Origin of the sequence: Hydrogenophaga sp., from assembly GCF_048549895.1 — a bacterium.
Taxonomy (GTDB): domain Bacteria; phylum Pseudomonadota; class Gammaproteobacteria; order Burkholderiales; family Burkholderiaceae_C; genus Hydrogenophaga.
Genome location: NZ_JBLYYB010000031.1, coordinates 17,251 through 38,613, shown reverse-complemented (window position 1 = coordinate 38,613; position 21,363 = coordinate 17,251). Strand labels below are relative to the sequence as shown.

The window sequence follows — 21,363 nt, the reverse complement described above, 5'->3', positions numbered from 1 at the left end:
GGGGGAGTTGGCTCCCGCATTCACTCCCTCTCCCTCTGGGAGAGGGCTGGGGTGAGGGCCCGCACACAGAAACCCAGGCCAACGAGCCCGCCGTCAGACCGGGCTGAGCAGCGCAGGGGCGCGGGGATCAGAGGTCCGCATGCCCGAAGGCTGCGCAGCAGACAAGTTTGCGGACATCCCCCGCGACACGAGCAGCGCAAGGCAGCCCGCAGGGCCCCGGTCTTCGGCTCGCCTTTCTTTTGCTTACTTTTCTTTGGCGAAGCAAAGAAAAGTGAGTCGGCCGCCGGGCCGAGACCCGGCCTGCCACGACAACAAAACCATCACTTCAAACGAACAGAAGGCGAGCAGGCAACAAACCCATACCGCTCACAAAAAGGACTCCCCACCACCGGCAACCACGAAGGCACGTTGTGAAACTCCCGTGCGACAACAGCCAGCACCCCATCGCGATAAGCCTGGAACCGGAACCCCACCCCGTCCACCGCAAAAAACGGCACGCCTGCGATCTCGAAGCGCTTCACACTCACCCGCTCGAAATACGGCGTGAATTCCGAGAGCACAGGCTCGTCGTACAGAAACACGCGGATCGGCTTTCCGTCATAAGTCCTGAAGTCCACGATCTGGTCGTCCTGCCGCGCGTGGTGGCGGCCCACGCCGAACACCGGCACGTAGGCACCGTGGTGGAACGCCAGCATGCCGGCGGGGTTGTAGGTGCGCGCCATCAGCGTGGCACCGGCAGGCAGGTCTTGCCGCAGCGCGGCCACCACCGCAGGGGTCTCGCGCAGGAACACCGCGCGGTCATGGATCTTGAAGGGCTGCCACCAGGCCAGCGGCGCCCAGGCGATGGCCGCGACCGCCAGCAGGTGCGGCACGGAGAGCGCCACCGTCCAGTTCAGCGCGCTGCGCAGCGGGCGGGCTTCCAGCCGCAAGCCGGCCCACACCACGAACAGCGGCACGAAGCCCAGCACCCAGTGCAGGCCGATGGTGCGGCGCGTGCTCAGCAGCGCAAACACCACGATGGGGAAGAGCCACAGCACCGCGAGCGTGGTGCGCGTGGTGGCCGAGGTGCCGGCGATCGGGCGGGCCACTGCGCTGCGCCAGAGCAGCCACGGCGTGAGCAGGTAGACCGCCATGGCCACATAGGTGCCGAAGGTCTTGAAGGACCAGGCCGAGCCTTCGTTGCGGTTGAACACGTTGAACATCACATTGGTCCAGCCGTGGGTGGCGTTGAAGGCCACATTGAGCGCGATCGAGGGCAGTGCCAGCGCGAAGATCAGGAACGGCGCCCACCAGCGCTCGCGCCGCCAGCCGAAGCAGTGCGCCGCATACGCAAAACCGAGCAGCGCCGCGAAGTACTTGGAGAGGAACGCCAGGCCCAGGAACAAGCCCGCCAGCGCGTACCAGGGCGCGCTGCGCGTGACGCTGGTGTCGGCCCGCAGATAAGCCCAGGCCGAGAGCGCCATGAAGAAGATCAGCGGCGTGTCGGTGGTCACCAGCACGAACAGCCAGCTCCAGGGCATGGCCAGGTACACGGCGCCGGCCAGCCAGGCGCTGGACTCCTGCTCGTCGGGCAACCAGCGGCGCAATGCATCGACGATGCCCAGCGCGATCACGCTGGTGACGATGAGTGTGAAGCTGCGCAGCACCAGCGGGTGTTCGCTGATCTGGCGCAGCCCCGCGAGCAGCCAGCCCACCATGGGCGGGTGGTCGGAGTAGCCCCAGGCCGGGAACACGCCCCATTGGTAGAAAAAGGCCTCGTCGCCGGTGAACGGGAAACCCGCCGCCAGCGCCACCTTCAGAACCAGCGTGGCGGCGAACGTGGACCAGAAGATCTGGCGCGAGGCGTGTGCGGAGAATTCGGAGGCGCGCATCGATGGGTTCTCAGGCGTCCATGGCCAACAGCGACACACCCACCACGATCAGCGTGCAGCCCGCCACGCGCAGCCACGAGAACGGTTCACCCAGCCAGAGCACCCCCAGCGCCATGGTCACCACAAAACCCAGGCTCACCAGCGGGTAGGCCAGGCTCACGTCCAGCCGCGAGAGCACCCACAGCCAGAGCACGGCGCTCGCGCCATACAGCACCAGACCCAGCCACACCAGGGGGCTGGTGAGCGCGTGCAGGTAGGTGGCGCCCACGTCGGCGCTGCCGGGTGCGCCCATGCCACGTTTCATCGCGATTTGTGCGGCCGAGGACAGCAGCACACAGAACACAGCGAGGCCGATGGCGATGGATTTCATGGGTGCTTCAGAGTCCGATGGTGGCCGCAATGCCGATGCCGCCCATGGCCAGCAGCGTCATCCAGCTGAAGGGGTCTTTCAAGGCGAACTGCAACGGGTCTTCGCCGTGCAATTCGCGCCGCCCGGTCTTGAGCCAGATGCGCATCACCCACAGCAGCAGCACGGGGGCGGCGGCCCACAACCACTCGGGGTGGGCGTAGAGCATCTCGCTGTTCTGGCTGTCGATGTACAGGGCCAGCACCATCACCGCCAGGAAACCGCTGGCCATGCCCATGGCGCGCAGCGACGACAGATCGCGCGGCTGGTAACCGCGACCGGGCGCGAGCGTGCTGCGTTCGTCGTCGAGCTCCTCGAGTTCTGCGCAGCGCTTGACGAGCGCCAGGCTGAGGAACAAAAAGATCGAGATCGCGGCCAGCCAGTTGGACAGCGCCACCTGCGCCGCCACCGCGCCGGCGGCAATGCGCAGGGTGTACAGGCCCGAGAGCACCAGCACGTCGATGAGCGCCAGGCGTTTGAGCACCAGCGAATAGGCCAGCGTGGTCACGGTGTAGACCAGCAGCATGGCGGCAAACGCGGGCGACACCGCCCAGGCCAGCACGAAGGCCAGCACCAGCATCACGCCACCCAGCACCACCGCCAGCGGGATGCTGATGGTGGCCGCGGCCAGCGGCCGAAAGCGCTTGAGGCGGTGCGCGCGGTCGTTGGGCAGGTCCAGCAGGTCGTTGAATAAGTACGTGGCCGAGGCGCACAGGCCAAAGGCCACAAACGCCACCAGCACCAGCCCCCAAAGGTGCGGGTCGAGCCGGTGCGAGGCGAGCAGCGGAATGAACAGCAGCGCGTTCTTGGACCACTGCTTCAAGCGGATCGCGCGCAGCACGGTCTTCAATCGCAGCGGTTCGCGTTCGAACACACGCGCCTGCGGATGCACCTGCTGCAGCGCGCGGATGACGCTGGCCGGTGCGTTCACCGCCACCGCTTGTGCGCTGCCCTGCCACACCGCGATGTCGTCGCGGCTGTTGCCGGCGTAGGCCCAGCTGCTGTGGCCGCGCGCCTGCGCATGCGCCGCGATGGCGTCGCGCTTGTTGCCGCGGCTGAGGTTCACGCCGTCGGCGTGGGCGTTGGTGCCCAGGGTGTCGTCAAACAACTTCAGGTGCGCGGCCACCTCGCGCACGATGCGCGAATCGGCGGCGCTGGCCAGCACCAGGCTGCGACCGCGCGCGCGCTCTTCGCGCAGGTACTGCACAAAACGTTCGTGGTAGGGCAGGCGCGCCGGGTCGGGGCGCACGGCGTTGGCCAGCTTGAGCTTGAAGCCGGCCTTGCCCAGCAGCAGCCAACCGATGAGGCGCAGCAGGTTCAGTGGGTTGCGCCGGATGAACAGCATCACCGACTCGTACAGCGTGTCGCTGGGCGTGAGCGTGCCGTCCAGGTCCACGTACAGCGGGCAGGTCTCGGCGGGGCGGGCGGTGGTGGCGGCAGGCGTCAAACGGTGGGTCCGGTGGGTGTGCGCCGATTCTAGGCGCCGCACCTGCGGCACTTCACACCGCCGCAGCGGGGGTCAGACGGGCAGCCAGCCCCGGGCGCGGTCCACCAGTTGCACCAGCAGGTGGGCCAACGACGCGGTGTAGGCGATGGCGGCACAACCCATCAGCGCAGAGACCGCGAGCGCGATGCCGTCGCGAAACATCCAGCCCAGGCTCAGCAAAATCAGACTCAGGCTGGGCAGCACATTGCCCAGCGGCAAGGGCAGGAAGATCACCGCCGCCATCAAGGCGATCCACACCCCCCAGCCCCAGCGCGTGGCGCTGTGGCTCCAGACCGACCAGCGCGGTCGCAGCCAGCGGTTGGCCCGTTCGTACATCCACGCCAGGCCGTGCAGGCAGCGCCCGCTCCAGCGCTCGTTCAGGCTCAATGCGCCCAGTCGATCGGGCAAGTCCACCGTGTCGCGTCCGCGTGCCCAGCCCCAGGCGATGGCCAGGATGCCCAGGCTGAGCACCGTGCCGGCGCCGGCAATCGGCACCACGGTGAGCAGGGCCATGAGCATCAGCACCACCGCGGTGGTGCTGTCGCCGTGCAGGTCCAGCAACTCGGTCAGGTTCAGGCGCAGATCGGCCGCGTCGGCCACAGGCGCCCGTGCGCTGACCGCGTGCTCGCGGGCCGCGCGGCGCAGCGCCCGGGCGAGCCGCTCGCTCAAGCGCGGCCCTGCGCCGGCACGCTGCGCAGCGCGGCGGGCTTGTTCAGGCGCCCCACCAGCCAGTGCAGGCCGATGGCGGGCACCAGCAGGCACAGCATGCCCAGACCCCAGCCTGTCCACAGCAGCGGCGTGATCCAGGCCATCAGGCCGTCGCTCGACGGCGCCACCTGGCCCAGCCACTGCACGAGGTCCAGCCACATGGCTTGCAGCGCCTGCAACCAGGCAGGGTCAACCCACAAGGCGGCCCAGGCGGGCACAGGCCACTCGCCCACCGCAGAGGCGGCGGCCGTGGCCTGGCCCGAGCCTGCGGCGCCCAGCAACCATTCGGTGAGCTGTACCGAGAGCGCGACCAAGGCGGTCCAGCACACCGTTAGAAAGGCGAACACGCCCCAGACGATGGTTTTCATGACAAGGCTCCTTCGGTGTTGCGGTGGCTGCCCGGCATTTGGCGCCACGCATGTGTCAGGCTGTCGAGCATGGCGGTTTCACCGTCGGCCAGGTGCCCGTCGGCGGCCACCACGGCTTCGCACAAGGCCACGATTTTCGTGCGCAACTGGGGGTCGGTCACCTCGGCCAGCAAGGCCTGGCGGGTGGTGGCATCGAGCTGCGACGAGCCCAGCCATTCGCCGTGCGCGCCGAGCAACAGGTCTTCGCAGAAGGCTTCGATCACGGCCTTCAGGTCTTGTGGTGGCAGGCCCAGCTGGCGCGCGGCGTCCAGCCGGTCCAGCGCCTTGATCTCGCTCAAGGCGTAGTTGCCATCGGCCACCAGGGCCATGGCCAGCAGGCGGGCAGCGGCCTGGGGGCTGTTGGAGGGGTAGGTGCGCATGGTGATCTCCTGACGAAAAGCGCGAGCTTAGGTGTGCAAAGACTTCTAAAAAAGCAGAAAATCACTGCAGTTTTCTCCCAAAAAGGCGAAGAATGAACACGGAACTCAATTACAAGCACCTGTATTACTTCTGGGTCACGGCCAAAGAGGGCGGCATGTCGCACGCGGCCGAGCGCCTGGGGCTGGCGGTGCAGACCGTGAGCGCGCAGGTGCGTTTGCTGGAGCAGTCGCTGGGTCATGCGCTGTTCAAGCCCGCCGGGCGCGGCCTGGCACTCACCGAAGCCGGGCAGGCCGCGCTGCAGGTGGCCGAGCAGATCTTTCACCTCGGTGAACAGTTGCCCGCGGCCGTGCGCGACGCCACGCGCGCCAGCGAGGTGCGCCTGGTGGTGGGCATCTCCGACGGCCTGCCCAAGCTGGCCGTGCGCGACCTGCTGGAGCCCGCGCTCACCGAGCCCAACCTGCGCCTCTTGTGCCACGAAGGCGAGTTCGACGACCTGCTGGCCGAACTCGCCCTGCACCGGCTCGACGTGGTGCTCGCCGACCGGCCCGCCCCTGCCAACCCCAACCTGCGGCTCTACAGCCACGCCCTGGGTTCGTCGGCCCTGGGCTGGTACGCGCCCAAGGCCTGGCTGGCCCAGGCCAAGCAGGACTTTCCTCAGAGCCTGGCCAACGTGCCGGTGCTGCTGCCCACGGCCCACGCTTCGGTGCGCCTGCGCATCGACCACTGGTTCGAGGACCACGGCGTGCTGCCGCGTGTGGTGGGTGAGTTTGAAGACAGCGCGCTGCTGGCCACGTTCGGCTCGTCGGGCATGGGCGTGTTCCCGGCCTCCGAGCGCATGCGCGAGAAGCTGTCCAAAGGTTATGGCCTGCAGTGGATCGGCGCGTGTGACGGCGTGCGCGAGCACTTCTACGCCATCGGCACCGCGCGCAAGGTGCAGCACCCGCTGGTGCAGAGCCTGCTCAGCGTGCCGGCGGTGTAGCGCCCTCAGCCCGTGCGCGCGCGGCCGATGGCCACCAGCGCGCCGCCCAGCAGCAAAAAGACCACCAGCAGGCCCGTCGAGTTCAGCAAGGTCTGCGCGTAGCCGAGCACCGTCACGTCGATGAAGGGGTACGGGTAGCTCTGCAGCCACACACCGCGCAGCAGCGCGTACGCCAGGTAGGCCAGCGGCCAGGCGGCCCAGGCCAGCGGAGCGCGCCAGGGCATGCGCGCGGGTGGCACGGCACACCACCAGTGCAGCAGGCACAGCAAAGGCGTGGCGTAGTGCAGCGTGACGTCGGCCAGCCACTGCAGGCCCTGCGGATTCCAGATGTGGCGCAGCAGCAGGTGGTAGGTCAGCCCGACGAGCGCGATGCTCACCACGATGGCCGAGGCCACACCCGGTCGCTGGAACCAGCGCCCCGGCGCGCTGCGCGGGCTCAAGAGCGGCCAGCTCAGGCTCACGGCCACCAGCAGGTTGGTCAGCACCGTGAAGTAGCCGAGGTAGACCACCAGTCCGTCAACCACCGACTTGCCGTTGGCCACCGCCAGTTGCAGCGACAGCGCCAGCTGCAGCAACACGCCGAACCAGGCGACCAGGGCCACAAGCGTTGTCAGGCGGGTGTTTTTCATGGACTGCATTGTGGGCAGAAAGTGGCGCCAATGGCCGCGCAGGTCTGCGCGAAGATCGGTGCACCATGCCCGCCCTGACGCCTGCCCATGCCATGCCCTGGACCGTGTCCAGCCCGTTTCGCATGCACCCCGGCCTCAAGCGGCTGCCTGTTGCCCCCGAAGTGCCGCCGCTTTTCGTGCGCGATGCGCTGGCCGCAGACTACGCCGCAGACAAGGCCGCCGTGCTGCGCGGGCTGGGGCCGAACGCCTTGCCCGGCGAGGCCGAGCCGGCCGTGTTGCAGGCCATCGCGCAGGCCTATGCCGCGCAAACCGGCGTGCAGCTGGACGCCACGCCAGAGGCGCTGGTCGGCGGCATGCAGGAAGACTTCGTGGTGCTGCACGACGAGCCGGCGGGCATGCGAACGCGTTTTCTCGCGGTGTGTTTTCCGTCGAACTGGAACCCGGCCGAGAAGCTGGGGCTGGACTTCTCCGCCATTCACGCGCCGGTGGCCGACAACGGCCTGCTGCAGGCCGGCGCCCACGGCATCGTCGACATGGCGTTTCGCAAGGCCTCGATGCTGCGCCATGTGTGGCTGCTCACGCCCGGCGCCGACCTGTCGCAGCACCCCGACACCCGCCGCACCCGCTGGGAAGACGCGCTGCGCCAGGCCGCGCACTCGCCCTCGGGCCGGCTGCTCGATCAGGTGAACTTTCGCGTTGAACGCCAGACCACGCTGCCACTGCCTGCGCTCAAGCGCGGCGTGTTCTTCATCCGCGTGATGGTCTGCGGGCTGTTGGATGTGCTGGCGGTGGCACCTGGCCGCGCGGCCGAGTTGCGCGAGGCGCTGCACTCCATGACCGACGCCGTGGTGCACTACCGGGGCATGCTCGCCGTGCGGGAGCGCCTGCTGTGCGAACTGGATGCGTTGGGCTGAGCCCGCGACTCAGGGCGCCGCCGGATCGACCGGAGGAACGTCCGGCACCGCCGGCTCCGGGGGTTTGTGCGGCGGGATGGTCGGCCGTGTGGTGGTCTGGATGTGCCAGACCGCGACAAACATGGCCGCGATGGTCGGACCGATCACAAAGCCGTTGATGCCCATCACCGCGATGCCGCCCAGCGTGGTGATCAGCACCAGATAGTCGGGCATGCCGGTGTCCTTGCCCACCAGCAGCGGGCGCAGCACGTTGTCGGCCAGGCCGATCACCAGCACGCCATAAGCCACCAGGGCCGCGCCCTGCCAGACCTGGTCCATGGCAAACAGGTACAACGCCACCGGCAGCCACACCAGGCCCGCGCCCACGGCGGGCAGCAGCGAGAGCGCGGCCATCAGCACCGCCCACAGCAGCGCTCCGTTGACACCCAGCACCCAGAACGCCAGGCCGCCCAGCGAGCCCTGCACCAGCGCCACCACCAGATTGCCCTTGACGGTGGCGCGCAGCACGGTGCCGAAGCGCTCCAGCAGCTCCTGCTTGTGGTCGGGCGGCAGCGGAATCGCCATGCGGATGCTGCGCACGATGCTGGCGCCGTCGCGGGTGAGGAAAAACGCCAGGTACAAGGTGATGAACACGCTGATCAGCAGCGTGAAGGCGTCCTGGCCGAGGTTGAAAGTGTGGGTGGCGATGAGTTCGCTGCCCTGCGTGAGCACCGCGTTGAACTTGCGCTGCACCCGGTCGAAATTGCCCAGGCCAAAACGCCCGAGCAGCGAGATCACGCCATCGGGCAGCGCATTGAACAGACCGCGCAGCATCAGCGCCGGATTCACCTCGCCCGACTGGATGCGGGTGTACATCTGCGTGGCCTCGCGCGCCAGCGAGATCACCACCAGCACCGCCGGCAGCACCACCACCATCAGCGCAGCGCCCATGGTGACCAGCGCCGCGCGCGTGTGGCGGTGGTTCATGCGCGGCAGCAGCCAGCGGTAGAGCGGCGCGAACATCAGGGCAATGATGGCGCCCCAGAGGATGGTGCCGAAGAAGGGCAGCAGGATCCAGAAAAACGCCACCGTCACTGTCGCCAGCATCAGGCGCAGCGTGAGCGGTGCCGAGACGGCAGGCGCGGGCAGCGGCGAGAGCGCCCGCGGCTCGCTGGCGGTGGGTTCGACGGCGGCAGCCGGCTCGGACGGGGTGTCGGGTGTGGCAGGTGTGGTCATGTTCACGGCCGCGAGTGTGGGGGCGCGCCGAGTATGGCGCTGTTCGCCAGCGCACCCACACGTTGTGCGCTTCACACGACCTTGCAATCCGCCAGAACGTGCTCAAATGCCATCCATGTGGAATCCATATGGATGGCAAAAATGACGAAACGATCGCTGGACATTCGGCCCCGGGTGGGCGACTCCGAAAAAATGACCATCAACCTCGGCGTGGTCGATCTGGGCCAGGTCGACCTGCTGGTGCAGGAAGGCTTTTTTTCCAACCGCTCGGATCTGGTGCGCACGGCGGTGCGCAACCTGCTGGCCACCCACGCCGACACGCTCAAACACACCGTGGCCCGCAAGACGCTCACCCTCGGTCTGCAGCACCTCACCCGCGCCGAACTGGAGCGCACGGTTGCCGCTGGTGAGCGCCTGCGCATCCAGGTGGTCGGGCTGGCCCGCATCGACGACGACGTCACACCCGAGCTGGCGCTGGCCGCCATCGAATCCGTCTCGGTGCTCGGTGCCTTCCACGCCAGTCCGGCGGTGCGCCGCGCGCTGGCGCCGCGCACCGTCTGAACTTTTTTCTCCAACGAAACACACCCATTGAAAACACCGCTCCCGCCCACCCTGGCCATGAACATCAACGACACCATCGCCCAGGCGCTCGCGCAGGCCGGGCTGGACACCCGCAGCGGCCCGCTCAAAGGCGTGACCGACACCATTCGCAGGGCACTCGCGTCCGCTGGCCTGGGGGGTGAATCCGCTGCCACGCCAGCCCACATCGACGTGATCGACGTCGTGGCGCGCGACATTTCCGCCCCGGGCGCCAGCCCGGAAGCTGGCCAGTTCGTGCGCCGCACACTGCAGCACCCGGCTGGCGCGCGCGACTACAAGCTCTACCGGCCCGCAGCGCAAGCCAACGACACGAGCCGCCTACAACCGCTGGTGGTGATGCTGCACGGCTGCACCCAGTCGGCCGACGACTTTGCCGCCGGCACCCAGATGAACCGCCTGGCCGACCAGCACGGTTTTCTGGTGCTCTACCCCGAGCAATCGGCCGGGGCCAACACCTCGCGCTGCTGGAACTGGTTTCGCCCGCAAGACCAGGTGCGTGAAGGTGGGGAACCCGCGCTCATCGCCGCCATGGTGCGCGCCGTCATGGACGAGCAGCCGGTGGACGCACAGCGCGTGTACGTGGCCGGGCTTTCGGCGGGGGCGGCCATGGCGGTGGTGTTGGGCGAAACCTGGCCCGACCTGTTCGCCGCCGTGGGCGCGCACTCGGGTCTGCCGTTTGCCGCCGCGCACGACATTCCCTCGGCCCTGGCCGCCATGAAGGGCCGTGGCGTGGTGGGCACCGTGTCCGGTTCGGGCCGTGCCACAGCGACCGTGCCGACCATCGTGTTCCACGGCGACCGCGACCACACCGTGCAGCACAGCAACGGCGCGCACATCGCCGCGCAAGCCCGCCGGGCGGCGCCCTCGCTGCAAACCCGCAGCGACACCGGCACCGCACCGGGCGGGCGCCGCTACACCCGCGACATGCACACCGATGCCGGCGGCCGGGTGATCGTGGAGCGGTGGACCGTGCATGGCGCCGGCCATGCCTGGTCGGGCGGTGATGCCGCGGGCTCGTACACCGACAACGCCGGCCCCGATGCCTCGGCCGAGATGCTGCGGTTCTTTCTGGCGCAGGTGCCGCGTGGCTGAAGCCCGGCCCCGCCGCGTGCTCGCCACGCTGCTCGCCCGCTTTGACGGTGCGGCCTTGCGCGTGGCACCGCCTGGCCAGGCCAGTCCGCCGCTGTGCGCACCCACAGCCGGGCAGCCAGCGCGGTGGGCGCCGCTGCAGCGCTGGTGCATGGATGGCGCCGATGGCCGGCCCAGCCCGCAGACCCGACTGTCGGTGGCGTTGTGGACAGCCGAGCCCGACAGCCCGGACGCTGCGCTGGTCGAAGCCTTCAGCCGCCACCTCGACGGCAGCCACCAGTTGCTCGCAGCCGGCGGCGCGCTGGCGGGCCTGCTGCTGCGCCTGCGGGTGAAAGCCTGCGACGCGGCGTGGTGGCGCCCGCGCCACGTGTCGGATCCGTGGGACTGCGGCTACGTGGTGGACGAGCCGGCTGCGCGCGAGGCGCTCGCGCGGTTCCGCCCGCGCCGCGCCACGCTCATGGTGGCGATCGGCTGGCCCGAGCCGGCTTCCAGAGAAGTGCTGGCGCGGCTGGCGCAGTCATCGTCGCAGTGGGCGCACCCGGTGCGCTGGCTGGTGGTGCAAGGCCGCGAGCCACGCGCAGCGCAGGCGCATCTGGCCGGGCTGCCGCTGACGCGGCTTCAGCCGCTGGACACCGGGCGCTGAAACGACGGCACCACCAGCACCGCTGCGGTGCTGGCGCCGTCGGCGCCCACGCTGTGGATCAGGTCGGGCAGCGGTTCGTCGTGATCGAAGAACACCCGCCCGCGCACCACCACCACCAGTTTGGGGTTGCGCGATGCGCTGCGCACGGCGGCGATGGTGGCGGCCATGCGCGGCATCCAGTCCTCGCGCTTGAAGGCCAGGCTCAGCGACAGGTCCACCACATCGAACCAGTCGCGCTTGACCAGCTGGATCAGGGCGGCGTTGTCGGCCGGAAACTCGCAGTGCGTGTCCCAGCCTTCGCGCCACATCATTTCGGCGTCGAACACCGCGCCCATCAGGTGCTGCTCGCCCGGCAGCGGCGCGATCAGGATGCAGCCGCGCAGACGCTCTTGCGGGCGGTCGTTGTGGTCCGCCTCCAGGCACAGCTTGCGAAACGACTGCTGCAGGCGGCCCAGGCCCAGTGTCACATCGAATTCGGACACCTCGTCGGCGGCCCAGAGGTCACCCAGGTCGCGCGCCACCGGTTCGGAGACCCACATGCACGAGGCACGCAGGGAGCCGGCTTCGGCGTGCAGGATGTCCAGCAAGGCAAACGCCTCGGCCGGATCGGCCGCCACCAGCAGGCGGGCCAGGCTGGCCATGCGGGGGTCGCGGGCCTCGATGTGAACCGGCTGCTCGACGCCATAGCGCGGCGTGACCTGCGGCAACACGGTGGAGTCCACCACGCGCTTGAGGATCTCGTGGTCCAGCCGGGCGAACTCGTGATCGAACGCGGGCTGCGCCGGGGCGTTGTCCCACAGGCTGTTGGCCAGGGCGTGCGGCACCCCTTGCTGGCTGCGCAGCAGCTCCAGCAGGTTGTGCGGTGGGCTCATGCGGGCGTCGTTGGCGGCGTCCGGGCGTTCGCTTGGATCGCGGTCGCCCAGTTTCATGCCCCAGTCGGGGAAGCAGCGCACGGTGGTGGGCATGTGGCCCAGGATTTCCACATCGGTGTGTCGGCGGTCGATGCGGATCGACTGCCAGATGCGCTCCACGCTCTCGGCCGGGCCTTCAAGCCACTGCAGGAAGCGCCCGCCGTCGTAGATCAGCAAACCCGTGACCGACTCGGAGGCGTTGCGCTGCAGCGCGGCCTCCACCAACTGGTGCAGGGCGGAGTCGTCCAGCGGCGTGACGCAGCGGCTGCGGTAGACGAGCGTGGCCAGAGCCGGCTCGGCGCTGCCCGCCACCAGGTCAGGGTGCGCGAGTCGTGGTGAGGTGGACGTGGATCGGGACAAGGGGGAGCACTCGTGAACCGCGTGAAAGAAGCGTGCCGCACTGATCGGTGCACCACGCCCGGTCCGGCGCCCGGCGGCAGCGGAACTCTTGGTCGGTGGGATGATCGGCGTGGGCCGGAGGCCCTGTCAAGGACGGGTTTCCCCGCGCAACGAAGCCTGGGGGCATTGCGTCCCGGGCCAGCAGGAAAAAAGTAGTGCTAAACGGTTCGCCCCGCTGGTCGGATCACCCGGCGCGGTCCCGGCAGGAAGGCCACAAACCGGGCGCTTTTCGCGCCGTTGCGTTTTGTGCAGCCGGTCATGATTGAACGACAACAACCGGGCGCCCGTGTCCGATTTCCGCGCCCCACAGGACCTTGCATGTCGATTTCACCGACCACACGATGGCTGCTGGGCGCCCTGGGCGCGCTGGTGGCGACGGCGGCCTGCGCCGCACCCCTGACCTTCGCGATTTCAGACCTGCCGGCGTTTTCGCCTGCGCTGGTGGCCGACGAGGCGGGCTTCTTCGCCGCCGAAGGCCTGGACGTCCAGGTGATTCGTTGCGTCAATGGCCGGCGCTGCCTGCAGCACCTCACCGACGGAGAAGCCGCCCTGGCCACCGTGGCCGACATCCCCATGGTGATGGCTGCGCACGCGGGGAAACCCTTCGGCATCGTGACCACCATGGCCACGTCGCGCCGCGAAACCCGGCTCATCGTGCGCAGTGACCGGGCGATCCGCAGCGCGGCCGATCTCAAAGGCAAGCGGTTGGGCGTCATCCGGGGCACCAGTGCGCACTACTTTGCCGACAATTTTTTGACTTTCAGCGGTTTGAAGCACCAGGACCTCACGCTGGTCCCGCTGGACCCGGCCCGCGCGGCCGAGCAGCTGATTGCCGGCGAGGTGGACGCAGCCGGTTTGTACAACCCGCACGGCCCGCGCGCGCTGGAGCAGCTCGGTGACAAAGCGCTCCAGCTGTCCACCCTGTCAACCTACACGATCACCCTCAACCTGGTCGCCCAGCCGGCGGTGAGCGATGAAGATCTGCGCAAGGTGCTGCGGGCGCTGGAGCGCGCCCTGGTGCTCATGCGCCAGCAGCCCCACACCGCGCGAATGCTCGTCTCAGCCCGCCTGAACCTCGAACCTGCAGAGCTCAAGACCATGTGGGGCGACTACGATTTCCGGCTGGTGCTGGACCAGGCGCTGATCACCACACTGGAGTCGGAGTCGCGCTGGGCGGTGCGCGAAGGCCTGGTGGTGAACAAAGCCATGCCCAACTACCTCGACATGGTGCGTGACGCGCCGCTGCGGTCGATCGACCGCCGCGCCGTCACCGTCATCAAATGAGCGCGCCATGAAGCTGCGTCCGCTGCTGCTCATCTGCGTGGCGCTGGCGCTGGCGCTGTCCACCAGCCGGCTGCTGCTGATCTCGCACGACATCCGGGACGCCGCGCGGCTGGACCTGCAGCAGCAGGCGGTGGAAGTGATGGCGCGTGACGCCGCCGGGCTGCTGGTGCTCACGCAAGACTTCATGCTCCACGACAACCCGCGCGCGGCCCGACAGTGGGGCGCGCTGCACGCAGAACTCACCAAGGCTCTCGAAGCCTATGCGGCCGTGGGCGATGCGCAGGCCGAAGAAGCCGGGGCCTTGCAGGCGGTGACCGCCACGCTGCTTCCCCTGTTCGCGGGCCTGGACAAGGTGATGGACGCCGACGCCACAGGCGTTGACGTGCGACGCGAACTCATCGCCGACCAGCTGGTCAACGAGACCCGCCGCATCAGCGATGGCGCTTTCAACCTCAGCTGGAGCCTGGGCGAGCGCCGCCGCCAGGCAGAGAGCAGGCACGGCGTGCTCGATCTGGTCACCCTGGCGCTGTTGCTCGCACTCACCCTGTTCATGGCCTGGCTGCTCCTGAAGCGCGTGTTGCGGCCGATCGCAGAACTCACCACGGTGGCCGAGCTGGTGAAGTCGGGTGATCTCACCGCGCGCACCGGCTACCGCAGCGGCGACGAACTCGGCCAGCTCTCGCAGCGATTCGACGCCATGACCGCCCGCCTGCAGGACCGCGAACTGGCCCTGCAGTCGCTCAACGACCAGCTCGCGCGCAGCGAGGCCTTTCTGGACCGCGCCTCGCACGTCGCAGGCGTGGGCGGCTGGGAGCTCGACCTGCGCAGCGGGACCATGGTCTGGACCGCCCAGACCCGCCGCATCCACGAGGTGGACCCCGGGTACGAGCCCACTGCCGAGCAGGCGCTGGACTTCTACCTCCCGTTTGCCCGCACCTTGTTGCGCTCGGCGCTGGAGACGGCGATACAGACGGGCAACCCCTGGGACATCGAGGTGCCGCTGGTCACGGCGCGCGGGCGCGAGCGCTGGATGCGGCTCAGCGGCCACGTCGACAGCCAGGACGGCAAACCCGCCCGCCTGATCGGCGCGGTGCAGGACATCACCGAAGACCGCGAATTCGCCGAGCAGCTGCGCCAGGCCAAGGTGGATGCCGAAACCGCCAACGAAGCCAAGAGCGTGTTTCTGGCCAACATGAGCCACGAGATCCGCACCCCGCTCAACGCGCTGATCGGCGTCACGCACCTGCTGGCCGACTCGGTGCTCGATGACGACCAGAAAAGCCTGTTGCACAAGGCCAGCCTGGCCAGTCACTCGCTGCTGGGCATCGTCAACGACGTGCTCGATCTGGCCAAGATCGAGGCCGGCGAAATGGCCCTGGACGAGGGGCCGTTCGAGATCGCCGCGCTGGCCGCCGGCCTGCAGGCACTCTATTCACCGCAGGCCCAGGCCAAGTCGGTGGAGCTGCTCGTGACTGTGGGCGAGGGCGTGCCGGCCTGGCTGGTCGGCGACGACATCCGCATCGGGCAGATCCTCAGCAACCTCACCTCCAACGCACTCAAGTTCACCGCGCAGGGCAGCGTGCGGGTGTCGATCGACCTGGTCGAGCTGCTCGACGAGCGTGCGGTGCTGCGTTGCACCGTCAAGGACACCGGCCTGGGCATCGAGCCTGCGGTGCTCGCCGGCCTGTTCACGCCCTTCACCCAGGCCGACGCCTCCACCACGCGCCGCTTCGGCGGCACCGGGCTGGGCCTGTCCATCGTCAAACACCTCGCCCGGCTCATGGGTGGTGAGGTCGGCGTGCAGAGCCTGCCCGGTGTGGGCAGCGAGTTCTGGGTGCAGTTGCCGCTCTCGCTCAAGCTGCACGATTCATCCGACCGGGCCGCCGGGCGGCTGCAGGTGTTTGTGGTGGGTGAACTCGCGGGCGGGTCGCGCCCGCTGGAGGTCGCCGCGCTGGAGCTGGGCTGGCAGACCGTGCGCATGGAGCGCGTGGTCGACGCCCTGGCCGCGCTGGAGCAGCGCCGAGCCCGCGCCGAGCCCTGGCCCGAGGTGCTGATCGTCGATGGCCATGGCGAGGCGCACGACCCGCGTCTCCTGCAAGCCGCGCGCCTGAAAGACCCCACGCTGCCCGCCGCCGTGGAACTGGCGCAGCCGGTGGACGCTCCCGCGCTGTTTGGCGCAGTGCACCAGGCCGTGCTGTCGCTGCGGGGCGAGGCCTGCCATGTGATCGACGCCACCCGGCTCGCCGCCGCCAGCCGGCAGTGGCTGCCCGGTGTGCGCGTGCTGCTGGTCGACGACAGCGATATCAACCTCGACATCGGCCAGCGCCTGCTCCAGCGCGAAGGCGCGGTGGTGCGCGTGTGCACCGACGGCCAGCAGGCGCTGGACCAGCTGGTCCGCGAGCCCGGCGCTTTCGACGTGGTGCTCATGGACGTGCAGATGCCCGACATGGACGGCCTGGAGGCCACGCGCCGCATCCGCCTGCAACCGGCGCTGGCCCGCCTGCCCATCCTGGCACTCACCGCCGGTGCGCTGGTTGAAGAACGTCGGCGCGCCATAGCCGCCGGCATGGACGGCTTCATGAGCAAGCCGCTGGACCCCACCATCCTGATCCGCAGCGTGCGCCGCGCCATCCAGGCCGCCACGGGGCGGGCGCCCGCGTTCGGGCGAGCCCGGACGAGCGACCCGGCCGGTGCGCAGGCCCCGGTGAGCTGGCCCCACATTGAAGGCATCGACGCGGTGGCCGCCGCCACCCGGTTGAGCAACGACGCAGTGCTGTTCATGGCCATGCTCGAACGCCTGCTCGGCGAGTTCGGTGATCTGGCCCAGCCCGAACCCATCGAGCCGGCACAGCGCGCGGCGCTGGCCGCGCGCGTGCACAAACTGCGTGGTGCGGCCGGCGCCGTGGGCGCCACCGCGCTGCACCGCACCGCCACCCGGCTGGAGGCCGTTTTGCGCACCGAGCAGGACGCACAACCCTCGCAGCAGGCGCTCGGCAGCGCCCTGACCGCGCTGGAGCAAGCCAGCCGCGACGTCTTGCTGGAGAGCCGGGCTGCGCGCCTGTCGTGGCACGGCGGACTGGACGCGAGCGAGCCGCCCTCGGCCGACGACATCGAAGAACTGGCGCAATTGCTGCGCACGCAAGACCTGGCGGCGCTGGACGTGTTCGAGAAACTCGCCCCGCGCCTGGCCCACCTGCTGGACGCACAGGCCTGCGAAGCGCTGCGCACGGTCGTGCTGGCGCTGGACTTCGCCCAGGCGCTCGCCCTGCTGCCCGAGCCTGCGATGCGGTGAAATCGTGCGATAACTCCGCACCACTTCAGACCCGCATCCCCTCAGAACACACCGCCCATGACCGACTGGAAGACCCAACAAATGATCAAGGCCTCGGGCTGGCCGCTGGCCCCCGAGTTGCTCGCACCCGGCGCCGATTTCAGCGCCCCGGCCGAGGGCGGCCTCGTGCCCTGGCACTGGGCCTGCAGCGAAGGCAAGACCGGGCTGGTGCGCTACATGCTGGACAACGGCGCCGACCCGCAAGACCGCACGCCAGCCGGCCAGGCCATGCTGCACATGGCGGCGCGCGCCCAGAGTTTTCAGGTGGTGATGCTGCTGATCGACGCACTCAAGGCCGGCGGTGCACCCGCACCCGAGGAAGGTCTGCGTTCCTTCCTCACCAAAACCTTCAGCAAGGGCCACCCCGACTCGAAGAACCGGCTTCAGCAGGCGCTCAAAGACTGGGACCGGCTGCAGCGCCAACAAAAAGGCCCCGGCACGTGAGTGCCGGAGCCCGGGCGCTGTTTCAGCAGCGGGGCTTGATGGCCCCCCAGCGGCTTCAGGCGCTTTGCTGGATGCCGGCCAGCAACCAGCCGCCGTTGGCATGGCGCGGCTTGGTCAGGTGCCAGATCTCGTCGAAGCTCTCCGCCAGCGCGGCGCCGTTCTCGCGCGTCTCGCCGGTGAAGCGCACGCTCACCACGTACAGCGCTGGACCCTCTTCCACTTCCAGCACTTCGGCGTTGATTTGCACCACGTCGGTGTGCTGGGTGGCAGCGCCCCGATCGCTCAGGTCCATCTGCAGCTCGGCAAACATCTCCGGCGTCGTGAAGGCGCGGATGTCGTCCAGGTTGCCCGCGTCGTTGGCGGCCTGCAGGCGGATGAAGTTGACCTTGGCGTTGCGCTCGAAAGCGGCCACGTCGAAGTCGGCCGGGATGCTGCTGGCAACACCACCACCCACCGCGCTGCCGATCATGGAGCCACCACCGGCGTTCAACGGCGTGCGCAGGGCATTCGCGTCGGGCGTGCTCTGGCGATTGGCACCCGCAGCCGCGTAGGCCAAACCACCCGAGCCACCTTGCTGGGCCTGTGCGCGTTTGCGCATGATGAAGCCGAACACGGCAACAGCAGCGGCAATCAGCAGGCCGATCATCAGCATGTTGGCCATGCCTTCGCCAAAGCCCAGGTGCGAGGCCAGCGCCATGAGGCCAATGCCGGCGGCGAGACCCGCGATCGGGCCCATCCAGCTGCGGCCAGTGCCGGCTGCGGCAGCGCCTGCACCAGCGGCTGCCGGTGTGGCGGTGGGTGCAGCGGGCGCCTTGGCCGGCGGCGCGGACTGGCGCTGCATGCCGAACGACTTGCCGCCGCCCATGCGTTTGGCTTCGGCGTCGAAATGCGCCGCGCCCAGGCCGAGGGTCATGACCACGGCGAGCAGGGAAATCCACTTTTTCATCAGAGTCTCCTTCAAGAAAAATTGAGTACCCCGGAGGGTAGGCGCGTTGAGGGTTCTGAAAAAGCAGAGATATCAGGACAATCAGTTCGGAAAAGCAAGCGGCGGGCGCGTCACCGCGTCCGGGGTGCCGCTGGATGCACGTCAAAACCGGCCGCCAACGCCACCCGCAACCAGGCCACGAACGCCGACACCGAACGCGGCACATGGCTGGCGTAGGGCCGCACCGCATAGATCTGGGCGCTGAACGTGCCCACCGACGCCCAGCCCTTGAGCACCTCCACCAGCTGGCCCGATTGCAGCGCCGCTTGCGCGCTGAAATCGGGCACCAGCGCAATGCCCAGGCCCGCCATCGCCGCGTCGCGCAGGGCCTCGCTGTTGTTGGCGCTGAACGGGCCGGTCACCGGCACCGTGACGCGCTGGGCCTGCGCCTTCTTGCGCCCCTCGGTGGGCGTGAAGTGCCAGGCCGATGTGTCCTGCGCGCGCGGGTAGTGCAGGCAGGCGTGTTGGGCCAAGTCCTGGGGGGCGGCCGGCGTGCCGTGGTGGCGCAGGTACTCGCGGCTGGCCACCAGCACCGAGCGTGTGCTGCACAGCGGCCAGGCCACGTGGGTGTCGGGCGGCGAGGCGGTGTGGCGGATCGCGAGATCAAAGCCCTCGGTGGCCAGCGAACTCAGCCGGTCCGACATGTGCAGCTCCAGCCGGATGCGGGGATGCGCCTGCAAAAACGACGCGATTCTGGGCACCAGTTGCTGGCGCGCAAACGCCACCGGCGCGGTGACGCGCACCAGCCCCGCCGGCTCGTCGGCGAGGTCGCGCACGCTGGAGAAGCTCTGCGCAATGCGCTCGAACGGGTCGCGCAGGCCGTCCACCAGCTGCTGGCCCGCCTCGGTCAGGCGCACGCTGCGTGTGGTGCGCTGCACCAGGGGCACGCCGGCGGCCCGCTCCAGCTCGCTGATGCGCTGGCTCATGGCGGCCTTGCTCACGCCCAGGCGTTGCGCCGACGCGGTGTAACTGCCTTGCTGCGCCAGCACGGTCAGCCAGTGCAGGTGCATCCAGAGGGCTTCGACTTTTTTCTCATCCATGCCCGGATTGTTCACCATTTCAAACAATCAGTTCAGGCTGTGCCACTAGGCGAGGGGGTGTGTGGTGCCTACACTGCGCTCACTCCCAGCACTACCCCAACGAGACCACCATGGCCAACACCCCCCGCTCGATCGACCATTTCATTCACGGCCAGGTGGCTCAAGGCACCTCGTCGCGCCGCCAGGACGTGTTCAACCCCGCCACCGGCGCCGTCAGTGGCCAGGTCGCGCTGGCCAACGTGGCCGATGTGGACGCCGCCGTGGCCGCCGCGCAGGCCGCGTTCCCGGCCTGGGCCGACACGCCACCCATTCGCCGGGCGCGCGTGATGTTCAAGTTTTTGGAGCTGGTGAACCAGCACAAGGACGAGCTGGCCCACCTGATCACCGCCGAGCACGGCAAGGTGTTCACCGACGCGCAGGGCGAGGTGGCGCGCGGCATCGACATCATCGAATTCTCTTGCGGCATTCCGCAGCTGCTCAAAGGCGACTTCACCGACCAGGTGTCCACCGGCATGGACAACTGGACGCTGCGCCAGCCGCTGGGCGTGGTGGCCGGCATCACGCCGTTCAACTTCCCCGTGATGGTGCCCATGTGGATGTTCCCGGTGGCGATTGCTGCGGGCAACACCTTCATCTTGAAGCCCAGCCCGATCGATCCGTCGGCCTCGTTGCTCATGGCCGAGCTGTTCAAGAAGGCCGGCCTGCCCGACGGCGTGTTCAACGTGGTGCAGGGCGACAAGGAAGCCGTGGACGCGCTGCTGGTGCACCCCGACGTGAAGGCCATCAGCTTCGTCGGCTCCACGCCCATTGCCAACTACATCTACGAGACCGGTGCCCACCACGGCAAGCGCGTGCAGGCCCTGGGCGGCGCGAAGAACCACATGGTGGTGATGCCCGACGCCGACCTGGACCAGGCGGTGGACGCGCTGATTGGCGCGGCCTACGGCTCGGCGGGCGAACGCTGCATGGCGATCAGCGTGGCGGTGCTGGTGGGCGATGTGGCCGACAAGATCATGCCCAAGCTGATCGAGCGCACCAAGGCGCTGAAGGTGCTCAACGGCACCAACCTGGCCGCCGAGATGGGCCCCATCGTCACGGCTGCGGCGCACCAGCGCATCACCGGCTACATCGAGGCGGGTGCGAAAGAAGGCGCGCAGATGTTGGTGGACGGCCGCGTGTTCGACGCTGCGCAAACCGGCGACGGTTGCTCAGGAGGTTTCTGGATGGGCGGCACGCTGTTCGACCATGTGACGACCGACATGAAGATCTACAAGGAAGAGATCTTCGGGCCGGTGCTGAGCTGTGTGCGCGTGCCCGATTTTGCGCAGGCTGTGAAGATCATCAACGACCACGAGTTCGGCAACGGCGTGAGCTGCTTCACCCGCGACGGCAACGTGGCGCGCGAATTCGCCCGCCGCATCCAGGTGGGCATGGTCGGCATCAACGTGCCGATCCCGGTGCCCATGGCCTGGCACGGTTTTGGTGGCTGGAAGAAGAGCCTGTTCGGCGACATGCACGCCTACGGCGAAGAGGGTGTGCGCTTCTACACCAAGCAGAAATCGATCATGCAGCGCTGGCCGGAGAGCATCGGCAAAGGCGCCGAATTTGTCATGCCGACAGCCAAGTGAAGCAGGGCCGGGC

Annotated in this window: 20 protein-coding genes; 9 read left to right on the top strand and 11 right to left on the bottom strand. The window is 68.7% G+C overall.

Translation table 11 applies throughout. The features are described 5' to 3' along the window. Window positions 1-320: 320 nt before the first annotated feature. The 6 genes from ACN4F8_RS02740 to ACN4F8_RS02715 form a co-directional block, all read right to left on the bottom strand. Window positions 321-1,871 carry an ArnT family glycosyltransferase gene (locus tag ACN4F8_RS02740; RefSeq protein WP_419472185.1) on the bottom strand — a complete coding sequence of 517 codons (1,551 nt, stop codon included), beginning with the start codon at window positions 1,869-1,871 and terminating at the stop codon, window positions 321-323. A 10-nt stretch (window positions 1,872-1,881) separates the two neighbouring features. Beyond that, on the bottom strand, window positions 1,882-2,241 hold the full coding sequence (locus ACN4F8_RS02735; RefSeq protein WP_419472184.1) for an SMR family transporter: 360 nt from the start codon (window positions 2,239-2,241) through the stop codon (window positions 1,882-1,884). 7 nt (window positions 2,242-2,248) lie between these two features. After that, complete coding sequence (locus tag ACN4F8_RS02730) at window positions 2,249-3,724, bottom strand: UbiA family prenyltransferase (protein ID WP_419472183.1); 1,476 nt, start codon at window positions 3,722-3,724, stop codon at window positions 2,249-2,251. A 72-nt stretch (window positions 3,725-3,796) separates the two neighbouring features. Continuing rightward, window positions 3,797-4,432 carry an exopolysaccharide biosynthesis protein gene (locus ACN4F8_RS02725; RefSeq protein ID WP_419472182.1) on the bottom strand — a complete coding sequence of 212 codons (636 nt, stop codon included), beginning with the start codon at window positions 4,430-4,432 and terminating at the stop codon, window positions 3,797-3,799. Further along, a complete protein-coding gene (locus ACN4F8_RS02720) occupies window positions 4,429-4,839 on the bottom strand; it encodes a hypothetical protein (RefSeq protein ID WP_419472181.1) in 411 nt (136 codons plus the stop codon). The genes ACN4F8_RS02725 and ACN4F8_RS02720 overlap by 4 nt, the downstream gene beginning before the upstream one ends. Beyond that, complete coding sequence (locus ACN4F8_RS02715; protein ID WP_419472180.1) at window positions 4,836-5,258, bottom strand: TerB family tellurite resistance protein; 423 nt, start codon at window positions 5,256-5,258, stop codon at window positions 4,836-4,838. Before ACN4F8_RS02715 ends, ACN4F8_RS02720 begins: the two co-directional genes overlap by 4 nt. A gap of 92 nt (window positions 5,259-5,350) precedes the next feature. Here ACN4F8_RS02715 and ACN4F8_RS02710 point away from each other — a divergent pair, with 92 nt between their 5' ends. Further along, window positions 5,351-6,238, top strand: a complete 888-nt coding sequence (locus ACN4F8_RS02710; protein ID WP_419472179.1) for a LysR family transcriptional regulator — start codon at window positions 5,351-5,353, stop codon at window positions 6,236-6,238. A 5-nt stretch (window positions 6,239-6,243) separates the two neighbouring features. On the opposite strand, the gene ACN4F8_RS02705 is transcribed toward ACN4F8_RS02710, so the two are convergent. Further along, complete coding sequence (locus tag ACN4F8_RS02705; RefSeq protein WP_419472178.1) at window positions 6,244-6,867, bottom strand: Pr6Pr family membrane protein; 624 nt, start codon at window positions 6,865-6,867, stop codon at window positions 6,244-6,246. Between the two features lie 65 nt (window positions 6,868-6,932). Here ACN4F8_RS02705 and ACN4F8_RS02700 point away from each other — a divergent pair, with 65 nt between their 5' ends. Beyond that, on the top strand, window positions 6,933-7,781 hold the full coding sequence (locus ACN4F8_RS02700) for a heme-dependent oxidative N-demethylase subunit alpha family protein (RefSeq protein WP_419472177.1): 849 nt from the start codon (window positions 6,933-6,935) through the stop codon (window positions 7,779-7,781). A gap of 9 nt (window positions 7,782-7,790) precedes the next feature. Here the strand turns inward: ACN4F8_RS02700 and ACN4F8_RS02695 are convergent, their stop codons facing one another. Further along, the gene (locus ACN4F8_RS02695; RefSeq protein WP_419472187.1) at window positions 7,791-8,996 is read right to left on the bottom strand and encodes an AI-2E family transporter; all 1,206 of its coding nucleotides are present in this window, start codon (window positions 8,994-8,996) and stop codon (window positions 7,791-7,793) included. 141 nt (window positions 8,997-9,137) lie between these two features. Between ACN4F8_RS02695 and ACN4F8_RS02690 the strand changes: the two genes are divergently transcribed. Genes ACN4F8_RS02690 through ACN4F8_RS02680 form a run of 3 tightly spaced genes read left to right on the top strand, consistent with a single transcriptional unit; the run spans window position 9,138 to window position 11,328 of the window. Next, the gene (locus tag ACN4F8_RS02690; protein ID WP_419472176.1) at window positions 9,138-9,557 is read left to right on the top strand and encodes a CopG family transcriptional regulator; all 420 of its coding nucleotides are present in this window, start codon (window positions 9,138-9,140) and stop codon (window positions 9,555-9,557) included. Between the two features lie 57 nt (window positions 9,558-9,614). Then, complete coding sequence (locus ACN4F8_RS02685) at window positions 9,615-10,688, top strand: alpha/beta hydrolase family esterase (protein WP_419472175.1); 1,074 nt, start codon at window positions 9,615-9,617, stop codon at window positions 10,686-10,688. Further along, complete coding sequence (locus ACN4F8_RS02680) at window positions 10,681-11,328, top strand: hypothetical protein (protein ID WP_419472174.1); 648 nt, start codon at window positions 10,681-10,683, stop codon at window positions 11,326-11,328. The genes ACN4F8_RS02685 and ACN4F8_RS02680 overlap by 8 nt, the downstream gene beginning before the upstream one ends. Here ACN4F8_RS02680 and ACN4F8_RS02675 read toward each other — a convergent pair. Further along, window positions 11,304-12,599: a BLUF domain-containing protein gene (locus ACN4F8_RS02675; protein WP_419472173.1), complete on the bottom strand. Its 1,296-nt coding sequence runs from the start codon at window positions 12,597-12,599 to the stop codon at window positions 11,304-11,306. The genes ACN4F8_RS02680 and ACN4F8_RS02675 overlap by 25 nt on opposite strands. Window positions 12,600-12,956: 357 nt before the next feature. Between ACN4F8_RS02675 and ACN4F8_RS02670 the strand changes: the two genes are divergently transcribed. Genes ACN4F8_RS02670 through ACN4F8_RS02660 form a run of 3 tightly spaced genes read left to right on the top strand, consistent with a single transcriptional unit; the run spans window position 12,957 to window position 17,697 of the window. Beyond that, entirely contained in the window at window positions 12,957-13,922 is a 966-nt protein-coding gene (locus ACN4F8_RS02670; protein ID WP_419472172.1) for an ABC transporter substrate-binding protein, read from the top strand. A gap of 7 nt (window positions 13,923-13,929) precedes the next feature. Continuing rightward, on the top strand, window positions 13,930-17,214 hold the full coding sequence (locus ACN4F8_RS02665; protein ID WP_419472171.1) for an ATP-binding protein: 3,285 nt from the start codon (window positions 13,930-13,932) through the stop codon (window positions 17,212-17,214). 57 nt (window positions 17,215-17,271) lie between these two features. Beyond that, window positions 17,272-17,697 (top strand): ankyrin repeat domain-containing protein, encoded by a 426-nt coding sequence (locus ACN4F8_RS02660; protein ID WP_419472170.1) that lies wholly within the window; start codon window positions 17,272-17,274, stop codon window positions 17,695-17,697. Window positions 17,698-17,752: 55 nt separating this feature from the next. On the opposite strand, the gene ACN4F8_RS02655 is transcribed toward ACN4F8_RS02660, so the two are convergent. Beyond that, on the bottom strand, window positions 17,753-18,643 hold the full coding sequence (locus tag ACN4F8_RS02655) for a Tim44 domain-containing protein (RefSeq protein ID WP_419472169.1): 891 nt from the start codon (window positions 18,641-18,643) through the stop codon (window positions 17,753-17,755). Between the two features lie 110 nt (window positions 18,644-18,753). Next, window positions 18,754-19,722, bottom strand: a complete 969-nt coding sequence (locus ACN4F8_RS02650) for a LysR family transcriptional regulator (RefSeq protein ID WP_419472168.1) — start codon at window positions 19,720-19,722, stop codon at window positions 18,754-18,756. A gap of 110 nt (window positions 19,723-19,832) precedes the next feature. Here ACN4F8_RS02650 and ACN4F8_RS02645 point away from each other — a divergent pair, with 110 nt between their 5' ends. Continuing rightward, window positions 19,833-21,350 carry a CoA-acylating methylmalonate-semialdehyde dehydrogenase gene (locus ACN4F8_RS02645; protein WP_419472167.1) on the top strand — a complete coding sequence of 506 codons (1,518 nt, stop codon included), beginning with the start codon at window positions 19,833-19,835 and terminating at the stop codon, window positions 21,348-21,350. Window positions 21,351-21,363: the final 13 nt, after the last annotated feature.